We start from the raw sequence: 17,058 nt of genomic DNA, 5'->3' as shown, positions 1-17,058 counted from the left end.
TGAGCCTCCACCATATCGTACAAACGCAGCAAATCACATTAAGCGCATAGCAATCAGCAATTTCCGCCGCCTGATTGGTATACAGCTTCGTTCCGTCACTGCTAAAAGCAACCAAGCCAGATTCGCCGACAGGCGTCCCCCAACCATAATTGCCGAATACTCCTTCATCGAAATACCCTGTCCAAATACACCACTGGCGGTTGTTTGCACATTTTGGATAGCATCACCCAATAAAATATTTCGAATCGTCGCACCACAATTACGGTCTACGATTCTACCATTCAAATCATACTGGTCAGGGCAGTAGTAGCTACATCTGGCACCAACCAGTAACAGTTGATCCTCTCCTAACGGCTTGTACAAAATGATAATTACCTAGTCGTCAAAGCCAATGGAGGAGGAAACGACTTCAAATCCGTTCGTGTACGGGCCAATATCAGCATGCATTTGAAGTTTGTGCTTGATGGTTGTCTGCTTGCTATTTCGGTTCATGTTTCCTCACTCCACTTCTAATGATGCTAAAATTCAATACCGCGCACCTTGGCAAAAACCATCTGGTGTGCCAATTTTCCCTCTTCGTCATATTCGGTGTTCCTTAAAATCCCCTCCAATGTAAAGCCTGCTCGTTCCGCTACCTTGGCGCTACGTGTATTATTGGAGTCACAACGAATCTCCAGCCGATTAGCCTTCAAATGCTGTATGGCAAAATCCGTAATACCATGTACAGCCTCTGTTATAATACCTTTCCCGGTCCATGATGTTCTGAGCCAATACCCGATCTCAAATCTGCGCGTATCCCAATCGATGCGATGCAAGCCGCTGCTGGCTACAAATTCTCCCGAAGCCGTATCAAATACATATAGCATCATGTCAGACCGCTCCAGAAATTCAAGTCTGGCTTGACGTGACCTGATCTCGGATTCCTCCGGCGTAGGAAGATTTCTCGCAAAAGGAAGCCAAGGCCGCAGTTCATTTACACTCTCCCGAATCGCTTCATTGACCACCGCTCCATCGCCCCACTGTGGAGCGCGAATCGTCAATCGCTCCGTCTGGAATTGCTCTGGAAACGATAACAGGATAGGCTTGGTTAGATCGTGTGCTCCATGTTCATAATGCTCTGTGCTCATGATGCCCCCTCCTCCGTATTCATTGAATAGCTGAGACGATCCAGCCAATTGATGATTTCGCGCAAACTCCCAATCTGATAGTCTGGTATAACGCCTATTTCCTCCCACGGCATAAAGCCTTCCAGCCAGATGGTATGCAAGCCTGCACTTTGCGCACCTCGAATATCATTTGTCGGATGATCCCCTACATACCATGCGTGACTGGGATCATCAATTTCCAGCTCCTTCAGAGCCAGCTCGAATATTCGAGGATTTGGCTTCTCAATGTTCACGCCACCTGATACGATAATGGAATCCACATAATCCCTCAGCATAACCCGGTCGATTTTCGCTTGCTGCGTGCGGAGTGAGCCATTGGTGATAATCCCCAGCTTCAAACCACGTGACCGCAGTTCGGACAGCACTTCCTTCGCTCCGTCCATCAGTACCGTAAACTTATGAAATTCACCATACCAGAAGCCCAGCATCTCTTGTACTGTCGTATCTTTATTTTTCAATTCCAAGTCTGCATGCAGCTCGGTATACAGCTCCCTCTTGTCCCGATATCCGTCTTGATCCGCCAGACGTATTCGTTCGATTACAGCTTCTCGCTTATCCGGGCCTTCGGCCACAATAAATCGTTCCACAAAGCGCTCCGCAAATGCCACAAACGCCTGTTTACGATGAATTAGCGTATTATCCAAATCAAAAATAATCGCTTCTATAGACATAAGCAGCTCCCTTCTTTCTTCCTCTTACACCGATTAGGCTGAAACAAATTGAACAACTCCGATCACAAAAAACAAGAAAAAAATAGACAAGAAGATGATAATCATGTACTTCATGATTATCCCGGAAGTCGACCCGCGTTCCAGCTTCGCCTCGATTTGAGCCAATCTTTGTTTGATTTCTTCCAAGTCCTGTTCTACCTTCACGTCATACTCCCCCTCGTTCGTTTGGACTTAGCGGTTTAAAATACTTAAAAAATGAAATGGTCTCATCGAGATCCTGTTCATTTTCGTAAATGTCCATGAGCTTCCCCAACTCAATACCAAAATCCACATAGGCGTTGGCTTTGGCAGTAACAATATGCCTATCTGTAACAACATCGGTGTTTAAGAATGTTCCCTGCCGACCAAGCTTCTCCATCTCTTCAATTGAGTTAGTCGTGAATGAGTGCCCATTCAGCACACCCGCCTGACCTAATAACAGCGTACCTGCACAGATAGCCCCTATCCCTCTTTTCTTCTGATGCAAGTGCTGGAGCAGTTCGTGCAGATGCTTATTTAAAGCGACTCCGCTTACATCACCACCCGGAATAACCAACAGATCCACTCTCTCTACATCCACTTGCTCTATAGAGCAAAACGGAAGAATTGAAAAGCCCTCATATGAAGTCACAGGATCTTTGCTTATCGCGAAAGGGACAATTTCCCCACGGCTTTTAAGAAAATACGTTGCCAACATGATTTCAAATTGCACAAAGCCGTCGAAAATAAATACGTATGTTTTCATGCTCTTATACTCCTTAAAAAATATGAACCTTTGCTGAATTACATCCATACGCTGTGGAGATGTATCTCTCCAAGGGATAAAGCTTTTGCCAATGGGAAGCCAGCTTTCATAGGGGTTCCACATTTTATCTCATCCCCTCCGGTCTTTCCCAAAAATATGTACTCGTTCTAGTGTAATCCAATAGGAAAAGAAATCCAAGACCTATCCGCAGTGCATTGCTGAATAAGGCTTGGATGATATGAAAAACCTTTTTATTAGAATATATAACTTCTAAACATGCTGTCCGTCCACCTGAATCTCTACGGCTATCAGTTCTCCCAGCCAATCTCGCATACAACTCCACGCAAAACACTGCTCCATGTGAAATACACCATAGGGAAGTTCTGAACGGTACAGAGCCAGCGCTGCAAATACAGCTGCCTTGGCGGTTAAATTGGACTGCTGATATCCCCTTAGTTGGCATTCGACCTTCGTTTTCTTGCCTTTGAGGGTTCCGCGCGCGTCTACCTTGACTGCTACAGCGTTTCCTCCAAGATGCAGTTTGCTAAAGCTACGAACTACGATGTCACGCACGGATTGCTGTCGGAGTAAGCCTGATAGATTTGTGGCTCGTAGTCCTGCCAGCAGCCGGGTAGTCAACCGCGAATCAAAGCAAAGGCGTGTGCTCACCGTGGGAATGCCGAGCGTACGTGGAAGTGTCTGCTGGTCCGAAAAAGGAAAACGATATGCCCGATGGCGACCCACTCCTACACCGAAGTCAGCTACTTTGCCGTCGGTAAAGCTTTTTCGCATCACCAGACGTCCCTCTTCCATAACCTCCAGGTCCGTATGAATTTGATCTACTGTCCATTCAATAGCAGCCTGACCATGTTCATCCCCCAAACCGAGCATCAAAGATATGTTCAACTCTTCCGTCTGATCCATAAGCTGTGCCGCTTGTAGCGCCAGCAGATTGGTCAGTCCCGGAGCCAATCCCACACTCAACAGAGCTGTGGCCTGATAAGCTCGTGCCTCCTGATGACACTGCTCCACCTGCTGCAAAAAGGCTCCATTGGCAGTAATATCCATGTAATGCACGCCATGCTGAAGGCAGGCACGTACCAAGGCTGTATTTTCCTGATCTAGACACATGATAACGACTTTGGCCTGTTCTAGTATCGACGTGGCAATCGGCTCATGAATATTCAGCTGCATAGGGCGTACTTTACCGGCTGTTTGCCGGCTAAATTCAGTGGCACGCTCCAGACTGCGTCCTGCGGCAAACACCTTGCCGGGGAACAGTTCACTTAACTCCATACATACTATTTTTCCAACATGCCCATATCCGCCAATGATGATGATGTTATCCTTCGCCATGAGCTGCTTCTCCCCCTTTAATCGCAAACCACGCATTCACTAAAAAAGCGCCATAATACCGGGTAATGTGGGTAAAGCCTGCATCGGCCAACATTTCCTGTATGACCGTATTAGACACCGGGTCTGACTCTTTGCCAATGGACGCGGCGAATCGCTCCCAGTCCTCCAAGGGAATACCCTGATTCAGCATATGACCTTTCCACGCCTGCATTTGAATGGAAAATGCAGGATCCTGCGGACACCCATTTATAGAAGCTAGACAAAAAGGCGCCCCCGGCTTGAGACGAGCGGATATCTGACGTAGCAATGCCTGTTTGCTCTCCAGGCCCCGAAGAAAATGAAGCACCAGCAGGCAGGTAGCAGCATCATCATATAAACGCTCTTCGTAGGGCTGTTTGAGCTGTTTTTCAGACTGCTCATTGCGCTGTATACACAGCAAATCTTCCAACGTACCTGTAACCAACGATATTTTGGAACCGATACCCGCTTGCTTCACACGCTTACGTGCCAAATCCAGCATGTGCTCAGAGGGATCAACTGCCGTAAAAGACCACGCTTTATGTCGCCCTCCAAGCGTAATTAGCTCCTGACCCCCTCCCGCCCCGATAATCAGTAGCTTTGGTTCTGTTGTCTGCATAGAGGCTTGTGCCTCAAGCTGTGCGGTTATCAAACGATCTGTCATTTCATATAAATGACCATATCCCGGTATTTTTAAAGCAATCGTATCGGCATACTTATGCACACTCGGATGATTCCAGCTCATAGTTCCCTCCAAACATTTGGCCTTGAACTTCCTTGGCCAATCATATATTGTAGATTTAATTAAGAATCATTCTCAATTATAAAGGTCATACGTATATCCACCATCCCATAAATGTGGGATTTAAATAGAAGACTTTAGAAACCTCCAGCCTTTTACGATGGGAGCAGCTTATGAACGTACACTTTACACAACTGGCACAGCTTAAGGACGCTCAACAGCAAACGTACAAGCATACGCTAATCGACCGCTTACGTACTCAGATTTCTTTCGATGCTGCGTGCTGCACCTCGGTAGATCCGCGTACACTGCTTTCCACAGGGGCATTGACGGAATCGGGTGTGGGAGAAATCCATAACAAGCTGCTGGAATACGAATATTTGCACGACGATATGATGAAATACGATCAGATGGTGCGAGAAGGACGATCCATAGCGACGTTACACGGGTCTACAAAAGGGCAGCCGGATCGGAGCAAACGGTTTAGAGATGTTTTACAGCCCGCCGGATTCGGGGATGAGCTACGTGTTCCGTTCATGTACAAAGGAAGCTGTTGGGGATTCCTTACGTTGTTCCGCCACCATACAAAGCCTGTATTCAGTGCCGAGGAGCAACAACTGCTTGAAGCACTAGCACCGTCTATAGCCTACCATCTACGTCAGGCTAGTGTCGGCTTGTCCCCAGTTCCCGGCACGACCATGGAAAATGAAATAGAGCCAGGGGTTCTGGTGCTTTCCGACAAACTGGAGCTGATTTCGTCTAATATAACAGCAGAGCAGTGGCTAAAGCTGCTTCGACAGCAGGAGGGAATCGATGAAAGCAGCCTTCCCGCCCCGGTCCGGGCGGTATGCTTGCGAGCGCTATCCACAGCCCTCCAGCCGATTGGGCAAGCTTCCATCACATCCACTCCACCGGCCAGATTATGTATTCCCTTCGCAGACGCTGGAATCCCGTGGGTAACACTTAGGGCCACCCTCCTGCAAGGGGGACAGGAACATATGGACGAGAACCAGTTAGCTGTATGGTTTGAGCCTGCTAAAGCAACGGATATGCTACCGCTTATGGCGGAGGTGTATGCATGGTCCGAGCGAGAGAGACAGATTGTGCAGCTCATTATTCAAGGCTTTTCGACCAAAGAGCTGGCAAGCGCACTTCATATTTCAGCCTACACGGTGCAGGATCATCTGAAGGCCATTTTCTTGAAGACAGATGTAAGCAGCCGTCGCGAGCTGGTATGGAAGGTATATTCCAGATTCAATTAACATGCCTCCAAATCGCTCCAAGCCTTTACATGCCAAAAAGACAGATGACCCTCGTTTAAGGATCATCTGTCTTTGCATATTTGCTCTATCGAGACGCAAAAGCCTATTGCTTCGAAGAGGATTTCGTATCATCGTATGACACTGGGGAAGGCTTCGCAATCCATTCGTCAGCCTCAGGCTCGATATCCACGCCGTTGTCCAGCTTCGTTTTTTCCATCAAGGAATCTCCGTCCTCGTTCTTCTTGTTGCGGATTTTCGCTTCGTCTTGAGTGTGGTCGCTCATGTTGATTCCTCCTTTTTGTTTCATCTGATTGTTGTTGTACCTTACTCATAATTACCCATTGTCGTCCTGTACAAACCTCTACACGACCAGATGACCTTTTTTCTCCGCCGGACCTATGGTTGCCTCAATGCCAGCATTAAACTCCAAAAAGTCGCTCTCCACTCCATCACTGAAAATAACCCCATTTTCCGGCATCTGCGAAGCAATCCGCAGCGGTTTTTGGGCGGCTACCTGGCCAAACACGAGCTCCGTAGCGGTCGTCCGACTGGGAAAGGGTTCTCTCACCGTAAAATAAAGCGAGGGCCAACTCCAGGCTGCACGATGATCATGGCCAATTCCTTCTGTTGCTGCTTCTTGACCATAGGCTTCATCTGACACGAGGTCGTCTGGAGTCAGGGAAATCGGAAGCTGCGTAGCACTGCCGACAATCCCGGCTGCTCCGGCCAGCACACTGGTCAGCCAGCCCGTTGCCCCCAGCCCTGTGGAAACGATAATGCCGCTGGACGATTGCTGCTCTACCTGATCCTCCAGTCTTAGCTCGTATCTCGCAGAGACATGGGTTTTGCGCCCAATGAACAAATCGTTCACGGCATACAGCGACTGGCCATCATTCAGTTGGGCCTTAGCCAGCGTGACTTCCTTAATCGGGCGCCTATGCACAAACACATCCGGTACCACCGAGCGCAGATCGGATACGGTAAACGGCAACAATATCCCATCCCAGCGCAATGGGTCCGGATTCACGCCAATAAGCGGCTGCTCGTTCAAATATTTTAACGTGTTGGCTACGAGCCCATCCTGACCAGTACCACTATCGTATCCTGCTCACCAAAAATAAAGTTCGGCACATGCTCCCTCTCCACAATCTGGACTCGACCCAAGGCTGTTAATTCCGATGTTGCCGTCGCCACCGCCCTGCGGTAATTCTCATCCTCCAGCACATAATCGCTGAAATCCGCACCCAGACGCTCCATAAAGAAGCGAGCCTGCTGGATTGTATTATATCGGACAACCAACTCCTCCAGTCGCGTTTTACGCTTCACCAAAATAATTTTGCGCTCTGTCATTCGGCTGTTCATCGTGTTCTTCCCCCAGCTCCTCTCGATCCTGCTGATCCGTTTGTTCCCGCATCTGACATCAGACCTTGCAACAAATCCGGCGTAATGTTCAACTGACCGATTTTTCCTGCATTTTCTGCAAGCTCCTGGAATGCTATCGCAATCAGCTTATCTGGACTCATATCCATATTCGCCATAGCCTGAAGCACGTTCGGCTCCACATCCTGCAACGATTTCATCACTGCCGTCAGTTCGTAGGCCTTGGCATCGGCTTCGGCCTTTTTATTCGTTACGGTCAGCTCAATCAGCTCGCGTTTTTTCTCCTCCAATGCCGTGTCAAAGCGCAGCTGCTCCTCCTTCATCTCGCTTTGCTTTTGCTTCACGGAACGCTCGGCATCAAGCTGGGTTTCACGAATTTGCCTCTTTTTCGTCTCCACCGCAATTTCCGTGTTCAGCTCGTTCTCCTTCACACGCCGCTCCTGCTCAATGGAAGCATTGCGACGCTCATACAACGCATGATCCGCATTGCGAAGAATTTCCTCCCTCGCCTGCGCCTCCAGCGCTCTCATTGTCTCCTTATTCGGTAAAATCGCCAGGATCGACAGCCCCATGACCTCGATTCCCAGCTTTTCCATTTCTGTATGCTGAGCCATATCCTTCGTCATATTTTGCGCCAAACGCTCACTGGACTGAACAGCCTCCTTGAGCGGGACGCGCTCCAAATACTTTTTGGTAAGCACCTTCGCGATGTTAATCACCCGTTGTGCCAGCTTGCCCGGATCATCCGAAATATAGCGTTTTTCCTTCAAGTCATACGTATAGTTCAATATCTGCGTCGTTCTCCGATAATCCACAATCCGATAAGTCAGCTGTCCCTGCACCGTCACCGCCTGAAAATCATTCGTCATATCCTCAAACATGAACGGCACATCAATCGAAGAAACAGGTACGACGACAACCGAGGTCGTTGGAGCGTAATAATAAAAGGATAACCCGACCCCCTCTCGAACCACTTTACCGTTCTTCACCTTCATCACATACTCACTCGGCTGAAATTTAACAAAATTAAATCCAAACATAGTCGCTTCCTCACTTTCTATACAGTTTATAATATTTTGTTATTATCATTTTGATATTAACAATAAAATAGCACACTTTCTCAATAACATCAATATGACATTTATAAAAAAATAAAAGGCCGCTTCCTCTCCGGTTAGAGGAAACAGCCTTATCTTATTGCACCCACTTATTTAACATCCACATTCCATTCCCTATAAAATTGCTCCAGGTACATCTCCATCCATTGATGCCGGGTCGCCGCCAGTTCTTTGGCGTAAGCGGTATTCATTAAATCCTTGAGCTTCAACAGCTTTTCGTAAAAATGGTAGATGGCGCTTTTGCCTGCGGCACGATAATCGTGCTGTGAAAAATCTTTATCCGGGTGATGCATCATAGTGCCTTTTGAGCCTGCATACATAAAGGTTCTTGCAATGCCGATCGCTCCAAGGGCATCCAATCGGTCTGCATCCTGTACAACCTGACCCTCCAGCGTCTCCATAGGCGGATTTTGGCCACCATTGTAGGACATCGTCGCAATAATGGTCATCACGTGCGTAATCACATCCGGATCACTTACATGCAGACGCAGCCACTGCTCCACTTTATCCAGCCCCGCTTGTTTGGAATCATTTAATTTTTCATCGGCTACATCATGCAGCAGTGCTGCCAGTTCACAAATAAACGAATCTGCGCCCTCTTGGGCAGCAATGGTAAGGGACAGCTTTCTTACCCGGTCAATATGCCACCAATCGTGACCACTGTGATCATGCTCCAACTGCTGCTGTACAAAGGGCTCTGCCTTTTGAATAATATCTGCCAAAACAGCCTCCTCTTGCTCTGTTCGTTTTTCCATAAGTCACCTTCCGATCCAGCCATGCTATCTATAAGCAAGCTAGTTTAAATTTTTAATGCTTGACCATTTGCTTACTACGAATCATCGAGAGCGCCTTACGGGCGGCCAGCTACCCATTCGGCATCTCGTGCTTCATTCTTCTTTTAATGACTCGATCGCTGGCTCATACCCATGATGTCCCAAAAGGATGCCACGCACGTTCCTGTGCATACATATCCTCATTATTCAAATAGGGAAGCAACGAAGCCACTTTGCTGACAGGTGTGCAGCATCAGGCTGTAAAGAAGCTGACACCTCACATCATCATCCGCAGGTGGATGCTTTGCCAGCAAGGCGCGAAGCGGTGGCGATGGGAAGCTTATATATCCTCTTCATTTTATTCTATATTGTGTAAGGCATCCATTCTTGTTGATCTGGAAGTAAATGCGATACAAAAAAGAACTTCCAAAACCACATCTAATGGCTCTGGAAGCTCCTTTTATATGCTCTACTTATTCAATTCAGCCTATTTCCGATGCCTACTCCACAACACCCAGCTCACGATTCTTTTCCTTGAAACGGCTGTTGTGGGAGGATACATAAGCCGCTTTGTCCGCTGAGGGATCAATGTATAGCTTAGCGCTGTTCAGTGCAAGAGCAGCATCCGTGAACGTACCTGCAATCAGATACAGCTTGCTTCCATACTCGACAAAATCACCTGCTGCGAAAATCCCCGGCACATTCGTTTCCAACTTTTCACTCACCCGGGCATGCCACTCACTCATATCCAGCCCCCAATTCCGAATCGGGCCGAAGTCGGATTTCAGGCCATGATTCACGATTACTGCATCGACATTCAACACCTGGGTTTCGCCCGTCTCTACATGACTAATCGTCACCTGCTCAATCGTTTCTCCGTTGTGACTATGTAGCTGACTCACCGCATAAGGCGTGAGGACTTGGACCGAAGACGCTTTCATTCGAGCTACATTTTTCTCATGTCCGCCAAAATGATCCCGACGATGTACGACGGTCACACTCGCCGCAATAGACTCCAGCTCATTCGCCCAATCTACCGCCGAGTCACCTCCGCCGGAAATCAGGACATGCTTGCCCCGGAACGGCTCCAGCTCTTGCACGGTATAATGCAAGTTCGTAACCTCATAACGGTCGGCCCCTTCAATCTCCAGCTTGGCCATTTTAAGAATGCCATAACCTACGGCCATTATAACGGTACGAGTCCAATGCTGCTCCCCTGTTGCAGAGGTTAGCAGAAAGGTTCCATCGGCTTTCCGTTCCAAACCTGTGATCTGCTGTCCCAGCACAATCGTGGGCTCGAACGTTCGCGCCTGCTGCTCCAACTGGTCGATCAGCTTTTCACATAAAATCGGGGTAACTCCCCCAACATCCCATATCATCTTCTCCGGGTATATGCGCATCCGTCCGCCCAGTTCATGCTTAGCTTCGATCAGCTTGGTTTTCATATCTCTCATTCCACTATAAAATGCGGTATACATTCCGGCAGGACCACCGCCGATAATCGTTACATCATATAATTCCAAGGACTCTGTCACTCTGCAACTCTCCCTACCTTAGCGTAATCTGTCTGCTTCCATTATAAGTGATAATAATTATCAATATCAATTAAGAAATAAAAACATGACGATTACGCAGGTTGCCGCTTTCCCTCATTCTCCGTTCAGGGATTGCTGCACTATCGAATGCAATGCTTTTTCATTAAGTCCATTTTGCACAAATTGAAAACGGTGATCTGCCAATCTTTGTACCCGGTCTATGATCTGTCCCAGATGATAAGCCGTATGTTCTACCACATGGTAAACGTCATACATATTGATCGCGCCTGTGTTGTCCAATGCTGCACAGAAGGATGAAAAAGCTTCTTCTACTTCCTCCATAAGTTGTTCCTTATTTTGCATGGATGGTATGAAGCTATCCTCCATTCCTTGCTTGTATGTAATCGCCGAATCCATGAGTTTGGCTGAGTTTCTACGCACATGCACCATAATATGATGGATGATCCCACCAATACTGTTCGTTTCCGCCTCACCAACGTGCCATAACCCCTGTTCGTCTAAAAGCTTGATGCATGCCCGCAGCTTCACCAAATATTGATCATACATTCTGTGTTTGGATATGGTTTTAAATTCATGCATAGAAGGATTGATATGGTCCACAACCTCCCTAGTGCTTCATCTGTCCAATCTTCTAATTTCAATAACCATATGACGAAATCCATTTTGTCTTGTCACGGGAATCGGTTGTCCAAAAATCTCAACAGGCCATCCATCACACTTAAAGTTGACGGTTACCCGCTCCACCTGATTCACAATCTTGGTTCGTGTTACAAAACCTGGAGATGCTCCGAAGCGTTTTTGTACATCATTTTGAACACAGGATCATAAGGATACAGCCACTGCATATCCCTTGAGATTTTAATATCCGATATACCTCCACTTGGGCTGAGTTTCCTGCTGAAAGATACTCCAGGCTTCGCCATTGATGAACGTCTAAGCTTCGCGCATTATCCTCTTTCTCACTCACAGCTCGATCCAAAACCGATTAACAAGATTTCCGTCTTCCTCTACGTAATCCTTGTCCGGTGTTCCGCCGTTTCGCAGAATCGTTCTTTTGGAGGCGATATTATCGGAGTCGCATACGACCAAAGCTTTGATAATACCCAGCTCCTTTGCTTGCTCCAGCGCCAAGGCCAGCATGGTAGCAGCATACCTGTTCCCTCGTGCCGAAGGACGGATACCGTAACCGATATGCCCTCCTGCATTGAATAGGTGTTCGTTAAGATCATGCCGGATGTTCACCGCACCAATCACCTGTTCATTTGCATTCACAAGCCAATAGGTCGAGCTTTTGACCCAGCCTTCAGGCAGGTCAACTCCATTTTCCTGATTACTTAAAAACGTCAGCATTTCTTCAAAATCATATGGCTCTATAGAAATTACCCATGGCACCATTGGCTCCTGACTCTTTTTCCATTCTTCATAAAAAGAAAGGTACGCTTCCTTCCATGTCCGAGCGGGCTTTACCAATCTAACTAATTGCATGCTACTCACTTCCTTCTCTTTATGCGCTTGATTGGTCTGTTATGATTTATATAACTATGATTTATATATTTCAACGTCCGTAAATTTTTGCGCCCATTCTGCAAAAGAGAGCTTGTCATCCCAAGTGACTTGCTTCATCGCTTTGGCACAGCCCCAGTTGAGAATTTGCTGACAAAGCATATGCACCCGGAATCGTTCAGTAAATCCTTCTTTGGCCTCCATACCTTTGAAATAAACGGCAAGAAACTGTTGTGCCAGCTCTTCCTGGCCGTTTTCCAGATACATGGTAGTTATCTTCTGAAGGTCTGCAACCCCATCGCCAAAATAAGCTGTCGTAAAATCAAAAAGACCACTGACTCTCCAGCCGTTTTCTCCGTTCTGCACAAGCACATTTTGCGGTTTAAAATCTCCCATCACAAATGTGGCAGCTTCCAGTTGATCAAATGCTTGACGTGAATCTTCCAATATTCCCTCTACCCATTCCATATCCTGTACAGAAATGTCCGAGTATTTTCGGGCATCCTCTAGCCAGTATCGAATTCTTGCATACAACCATGCCCGATAAGAGATTTCAAAAGGACGAATGGCCAGAGTCGTTGTATCCAGCTCTCCACTGCTCTTAACCTTCCAGCTATGGAGCTCCAACAAGGCAGCAGCTAGTATTTCTGCCATTTGCTGTTTATCCAGTGAGGTCAGTCTTGCCTGCAGCTCGGGTGTATGTATGTGCTCACCGTATAAACGCGGCATAACAGCATAGCTCCAGCCGAAAATATCCTCGGTATCATCCACCAGATAGGGTGCTGGTACAGGAATTAAAGTCCGTGTGTGCAACTGCTCCACCATAAACCTTTCTTCCACCCATTGTCCCGAAAAAAGCGGGTTTCCCTTTAACACAAACTGTCCAGCCGTTGAGGAAATATAGAGAGTTTGTCCCATCACTCCTTCTGTCGTTTTTTCGGAAGACAGCAGGCGCCCCAAATCAAAGCGATCCAACACCCTCTGCAATTGATCATTCGTGACCTCTCCTAGCCGATTAGATGAAAAATAAATCGTCGTCGTCATCTCTATACCCCATAATTTTTAATCGTTGCTTCGAGGGTTTCGTCAGTATCCGCCAGCCACACAAAACTAACCTCGAACGTTCCCGGCTCGAAAAATAAGGGAAATCTCCGCTTAAACCAATCCTGCATCGGCAGATTGAGCGCCTCCTTCATATCCACCCACAGCAGCTCTCCTTCGGGAGGATTGTTCAATAGTTCACCTTCCGTTGCTGTAGCCAAATAGTTAAAGACCATGTATCGCAGCCCTTGACTCGGGTCGCAATATTCGTCAATTCCTTTAAATACAATTTCCTTAACCGTTAATCCCGTTTCTTCCTTTACTTCACGAATGGCCCCATTCAATACTCTCTGGAAACTCTACTTTCCCTCCTGGGGCAATGTAGCCCGGAAAACCCTTTTTATCCGGTCTGTTCATAAGCAATACCTTGGTTCCGTCCTGAATCATACACATGGTATATAATTTGTGTGTCACTTCCGTGGTCATTCTGATCACACCCTTCTTTATTCATTCTTCTCTATGATCTAGCTTTAAATTTTCATACCAGCATAGGGTGGTTAAATATGGTATTCCTCTTACTTTAGCGCGTTATTTTATATAGCGCAATAATCCAAACCATAGACTGGATGAGAGAATTCATATAAAAAGACCGCTTTTCTGTAGAGCCGCTGGTACTCCCAAGCAACTCCAAAAAGGAACGGTCTTATCATAATTAATCATAATGCCAATATTCAGACTTCTAGACAATACCTGGATAACGGGCGCCTGCAGCGAAGCCTTTGGGCGAAATACGCTCGATCTCCCGAAGCTCTGCTTCTGACAAAGAAACCTGTAGAGCACCAAGGTTTTCCTGCACTCTTTCCAGCCTCTTCGTTCCCGGAATCGGAACGATATGGTCGCCCTGTGCCAGCAGCCATGCCAGGCCCAGTTGAGCAGAGGTACACCCTTTTTGCGCTGCCAGCTTTTCAATCAGGGAGACTACCTCCAGATTTTTAACGAAATTCTCGCCTTGGAAGCGGGGAAAGTGACGACGGTAATCACCTTCTGGCAGATCGTCAAACTGCTTGATCTGACCCGTAAGGAACCCTCGTCCCAGTGGACTGTAAGGCACGAAACCAATCCCTAACTCCTTCAGAAGCGGAAGAACTTCGTCCTCCACTTCTCTGCTCCACAAGGAGTATTCAGTTTCCACCGCAGTAATCGGATGCACCGCATGTGCGCGGCGAATCCGCTCAGCCGACGCTTCCGACAGGCCGATAAAACGGATTTTCCCATCCTTGACCAGATCGGTCATCGTTCCGACTGTCTCTTCGATTGGAGTATTGGGATCAACCCGATGCTGATAATACAGATCGATATAATCGACCCCCAGATGGAATAGGCTAGCATCTACGGACTTTTTAATATATGCCGGATCTCCCTTGGGTCCCTGAGTGTGCGTGATCCCGAATTTAGTGGCAATCACGACCTCCTCCCGCCGACCCTTGAGCGCACGTCCAACCAGCTTTTCATTGCCGCCGAACTTCTGTTGTACGTATTCCTCACCATAAAGGTCTGCTGTATCGAACAGCGTTACACCAAGATCCAGCGCCCCCTAAAGTGTGCGCACTGACTCCTCGTTGTTCGGCATCATCATCGTGCCCAGGCTCAGTGCTGACACCTCCAGCCCTTCACGTCCCAGCTTTCTTTTCTGCATATGATGGTTCCCTCTTCTCTCCGGGTAATGGATGGATGGATTGAACATGTACTCATTCTAATCGCCCCGTATGAAAGCAACCACAGTATGTTTATGCTAGTAACAACATTACCAGGCAAAGGTTGGATCTTAGATCACATTTTCTCTTCCATAACCGGCGTGTAAATACAAATGTGCAGACCCGGGTGGTCCGCAATATTTGCTAAAGAATTAATATCATAAGCAACTGCCTCCACTGCGTTAGGCATTTGAAAGGAAACCCGGTTCACTTTTTTGAGCTGGATCTTGTGTTGCTTCCACATGGTGTCAAACTCCATACTTTCCCCGCGTAGCCGCTCTACCATCTCCTCAAACCAGGGATCTCCTAAATACTTGTCATAATAGGTCCTAAAAACAGCTACCGAATAGGACGCAAACTCTTCCCAGTTAACCATACGGTTACGTACTCCAGGATCGACGAACAATAATCGAATCATGACACGTTCTGAAGCTGACAAGGAGGAAAAATCGGTAATAACCTCGTTCGCCGCACTATTCCAAGCAAGCACTTCCGCTCTTTCATTACTGATAAAGGAGGGGTAAGTCAACTGATCCATAATATTTTGCCACTGTGAATTCAGCATCGTATGGGGGGAGGACACAGCAGTCGTCTCATTGGGATTCCACAATTGAATGAGATGCGCGTGCTCATCAGTAGTTAATTGAAGAGCTTTTCCTATATTCTCGATAATATCCTTCGAGGCTGTGAATTCTCTACCTTGTTCCAGCCATGTGTAATAAGTTGCACTGACACCTGCCAGCATGGCAACTTCTTCTCGTCAGAGTCCCGGTGTCCTGCGCTGGCCCTGCAAATGTCTAATACCTGCCTGTTCCGGCTGAAGACGATGTCTACGTGATTTCAGAAAAGCACCCAACGCTTTGGATTTACTATTATTATTGGACATATGTCACCTCTTTTCGGATCCATCCTTTCAAATCATCAGTTGGTGCTTATCACCTTATCTCTATCCAGTCAATCGCACGAACTGTTATAATCCCTCATCAAACAACTGCAAGCCTATGATTTCAAAGGCAACGCCATCACCCACGTCAACATTTACATCACAATTCATCTCGTCAGCATCCAAAATAAACGAAGCGTCTCCCACAACAATCTCCAGGCAGTCCATCCCACCTGCTTCGTTGCGCATCACTTGATATATCGTTCCTTGAATCCAATAGTCGCCTGACTTTTCCTGAGGTCTAAAAATCCCTGTCAATTCAGCAGCTTCCAGCCTTCTGAACCCTTCTACGCGGACGTGAGAGGTTTCAACTGAAATAACACAGCCCGGAACCAGTTTTTCCAAGCTTTGTCCATACGGAATAACATACGCATAGCCTGAAGTCATTTCATGTCCAAAATAAGCCCAATAGCCGTACACTTTTTCCTCGCCATTCCTACGGACCATTATTTTATGATCTTTATTTAATTCCTTGATCTGTAGACGCATATTATGGAGTCCTCATTGGATATTTTTCTTGTAATAATAGTGTTTACTGCCTCGGGGAGCATCATCAATGACGCCAACCACTTCGTACCCATGCTTTTCATAAAATTCAGGTGCTTGAAAAGTAAACGTATTGAGCTGAATAAAAGTACACCCTTTGTTTTTAGCGATTTGTTCGATTTCACCAAGCAGCTGCGAGCCGTAGCCCGCTCCTCTGTAGTGCTGATCTATCCACAAAATATCAACCTCCACCCAGTTCCAACACATTACACTTAAGAGACCGCCAATGATCTGACCATCTTCATTTTTAAGGGTAAGATTAATCTCTTCATATCGGGTTCGAACATCTTCAGGTACATGTTTCGCATTAAATTCAATCAATTTGTTTCTGACTAAACGCGCTTCATCCCTACTACTTCGACTCATTTGAGTTTTCAGCGACATGATATAAGCCCTCCAATTTTCAAATGTGCATTAAAACGGGGTTCTACTGTTATTTATTGTA

The 17,058-nt window shown here is 47.0% G+C and carries 19 protein-coding genes and 5 pseudogenes; 1 reads left to right on the top strand and 23 read right to left on the bottom strand.

The window, feature by feature from the left end; all coding sequences use genetic code 11:
- Window positions 1–33: 33 nt before the first annotated feature.
- The 7 genes from LCF57_RS13495 to LCF57_RS13465 all read right to left on the bottom strand — a co-directional run bounded on the left by LCF57_RS13495 (window position 34) and on the right by LCF57_RS13465 (window position 4,740).
- Window positions 34–363, bottom strand: coding sequence for a hypothetical protein (locus LCF57_RS13495; RefSeq protein ID WP_226001155.1), 330 nt, complete (start codon window positions 361–363; stop codon window positions 34–36).
- Between the two features lie 155 nt (window positions 364–518).
- Complete coding sequence (locus tag LCF57_RS13490) at window positions 519–1,127, bottom strand: GNAT family N-acetyltransferase (RefSeq protein WP_226001154.1); 609 nt, start codon at window positions 1,125–1,127, stop codon at window positions 519–521.
- A complete protein-coding gene (locus tag LCF57_RS13485) occupies window positions 1,124–1,837 on the bottom strand; it encodes an HAD family hydrolase (protein WP_226001153.1) in 714 nt (237 codons plus the stop codon). The genes LCF57_RS13490 and LCF57_RS13485 overlap by 4 nt, the downstream gene beginning before the upstream one ends.
- Window positions 1,838–1,870: 33 nt before the next feature.
- Entirely contained in the window at window positions 1,871–2,041 is a 171-nt protein-coding gene (locus LCF57_RS13480) for a hypothetical protein (RefSeq protein WP_226001152.1), read from the bottom strand.
- Between the two features lies 1 nt (window position 2,042).
- On the bottom strand, window positions 2,043–2,621 hold the full coding sequence (locus LCF57_RS13475; RefSeq protein WP_226001151.1) for a DJ-1/PfpI family protein: 579 nt from the start codon (window positions 2,619–2,621) through the stop codon (window positions 2,043–2,045).
- Between the two features lie 270 nt (window positions 2,622–2,891).
- Entirely contained in the window at window positions 2,892–3,977 is a 1,086-nt protein-coding gene (locus LCF57_RS13470; protein WP_226001150.1) for a saccharopine dehydrogenase family protein, read from the bottom strand.
- Complete coding sequence (locus tag LCF57_RS13465) at window positions 3,964–4,740, bottom strand: class I SAM-dependent methyltransferase (RefSeq protein WP_226001149.1); 777 nt, start codon at window positions 4,738–4,740, stop codon at window positions 3,964–3,966. The genes LCF57_RS13470 and LCF57_RS13465 overlap by 14 nt, the downstream gene beginning before the upstream one ends.
- A 170-nt stretch (window positions 4,741–4,910) precedes the next feature.
- Here LCF57_RS13465 and LCF57_RS13460 point away from each other — a divergent pair, with 170 nt between their 5' ends.
- Window positions 4,911–5,999, top strand: coding sequence for a LuxR C-terminal-related transcriptional regulator (locus LCF57_RS13460; RefSeq protein WP_226001148.1), 1,089 nt, complete (start codon window positions 4,911–4,913; stop codon window positions 5,997–5,999).
- A gap of 103 nt (window positions 6,000–6,102) precedes the next feature.
- On the opposite strand, the gene LCF57_RS13455 is transcribed toward LCF57_RS13460, so the two are convergent.
- The 16 genes and pseudogenes from LCF57_RS13455 to LCF57_RS13385 all read right to left on the bottom strand — a co-directional run bounded on the left by LCF57_RS13455 (window position 6,103) and on the right by LCF57_RS13385 (window position 16,997).
- Entirely contained in the window at window positions 6,103–6,282 is a 180-nt protein-coding gene (locus LCF57_RS13455; protein ID WP_025721641.1) for a hypothetical protein, read from the bottom strand.
- A 78-nt stretch (window positions 6,283–6,360) separates the two neighbouring features.
- A pseudogene (locus tag LCF57_RS13450) lies at window positions 6,361–7,361 on the bottom strand (sugar kinase).
- Window positions 7,358–8,419, bottom strand: coding sequence for an SPFH domain-containing protein (locus tag LCF57_RS13445; protein ID WP_226001147.1), 1,062 nt, complete (start codon window positions 8,417–8,419; stop codon window positions 7,358–7,360). Before LCF57_RS13445 ends, LCF57_RS13450 begins: the two are co-directional and overlap by 4 nt.
- A gap of 167 nt (window positions 8,420–8,586) precedes the next feature.
- Window positions 8,587–9,252: an HD domain-containing protein gene (locus tag LCF57_RS13440; RefSeq protein ID WP_226001146.1), complete on the bottom strand. Its 666-nt coding sequence runs from the start codon at window positions 9,250–9,252 to the stop codon at window positions 8,587–8,589.
- Window positions 9,253–9,770: 518 nt separating this feature from the next.
- Window positions 9,771–10,805 carry an NAD(P)/FAD-dependent oxidoreductase gene (locus LCF57_RS13435; protein ID WP_226001145.1) on the bottom strand — a complete coding sequence of 345 codons (1,035 nt, stop codon included), beginning with the start codon at window positions 10,803–10,805 and terminating at the stop codon, window positions 9,771–9,773.
- Window positions 10,806–10,919: 114 nt separating this feature from the next.
- Window positions 10,920–11,372 (bottom strand): DUF1572 family protein, encoded by a 453-nt coding sequence (locus tag LCF57_RS13430; protein ID WP_226001144.1) that lies wholly within the window; start codon window positions 11,370–11,372, stop codon window positions 10,920–10,922.
- A 69-nt stretch (window positions 11,373–11,441) separates the two neighbouring features.
- A pseudogene (locus tag LCF57_RS13425) lies at window positions 11,442–11,627 on the bottom strand (DUF4269 domain-containing protein); the annotation flags it as partial.
- Between the two features lie 162 nt (window positions 11,628–11,789).
- Window positions 11,790–12,311, bottom strand: coding sequence for a GNAT family N-acetyltransferase (locus LCF57_RS13420; RefSeq protein WP_226001142.1), 522 nt, complete (start codon window positions 12,309–12,311; stop codon window positions 11,790–11,792).
- 54 nt (window positions 12,312–12,365) lie between these two features.
- Window positions 12,366–13,373, bottom strand: a complete 1,008-nt coding sequence (locus tag LCF57_RS13415; protein ID WP_226001141.1) for a phosphotransferase family protein — start codon at window positions 13,371–13,373, stop codon at window positions 12,366–12,368.
- Between the two features lie 2 nt (window positions 13,374–13,375).
- Window positions 13,376–13,856 (bottom strand): annotated as a pseudogene (locus tag LCF57_RS13410) (8-oxo-dGTP diphosphatase).
- Between the two features lie 253 nt (window positions 13,857–14,109).
- Window positions 14,110–15,066: pseudogene (locus LCF57_RS13405) on the bottom strand (aldo/keto reductase).
- A 134-nt stretch (window positions 15,067–15,200) separates the two neighbouring features.
- Window positions 15,201–15,689, bottom strand: a complete 489-nt coding sequence (locus LCF57_RS13395) for a hypothetical protein (protein ID WP_318840683.1) — start codon at window positions 15,687–15,689, stop codon at window positions 15,201–15,203.
- A gap of 63 nt (window positions 15,690–15,752) precedes the next feature.
- Window positions 15,753–15,872, bottom strand: a pseudogene (locus LCF57_RS27895) (helix-turn-helix domain-containing protein); the annotation flags it as partial.
- Between the two features lie 12 nt (window positions 15,873–15,884).
- Window positions 15,885–16,010 carry a hypothetical protein gene (locus LCF57_RS27580; RefSeq protein ID WP_264083611.1) on the bottom strand — a complete coding sequence of 42 codons (126 nt, stop codon included), beginning with the start codon at window positions 16,008–16,010 and terminating at the stop codon, window positions 15,885–15,887.
- 84 nt (window positions 16,011–16,094) lie between these two features.
- On the bottom strand, window positions 16,095–16,556 hold the full coding sequence (locus tag LCF57_RS13390; protein WP_226001138.1) for a hypothetical protein: 462 nt from the start codon (window positions 16,554–16,556) through the stop codon (window positions 16,095–16,097).
- Window positions 16,557–16,568: 12 nt separating this feature from the next.
- Window positions 16,569–16,997, bottom strand: a complete 429-nt coding sequence (locus tag LCF57_RS13385; RefSeq protein WP_226001137.1) for a GNAT family N-acetyltransferase — start codon at window positions 16,995–16,997, stop codon at window positions 16,569–16,571.
- Window positions 16,998–17,058 lie beyond the last annotated feature (61 nt).

This window comes from Paenibacillus sp. BJ-4 (genome assembly GCF_020404765.1).
Taxonomy (GTDB): Bacteria; Bacillota; Bacilli; order Paenibacillales; family Paenibacillaceae; genus Paenibacillus.
Note: the sequence above shows the minus strand (reverse complement) of the source record. Positions and strands in the feature narration are given on the sequence as shown.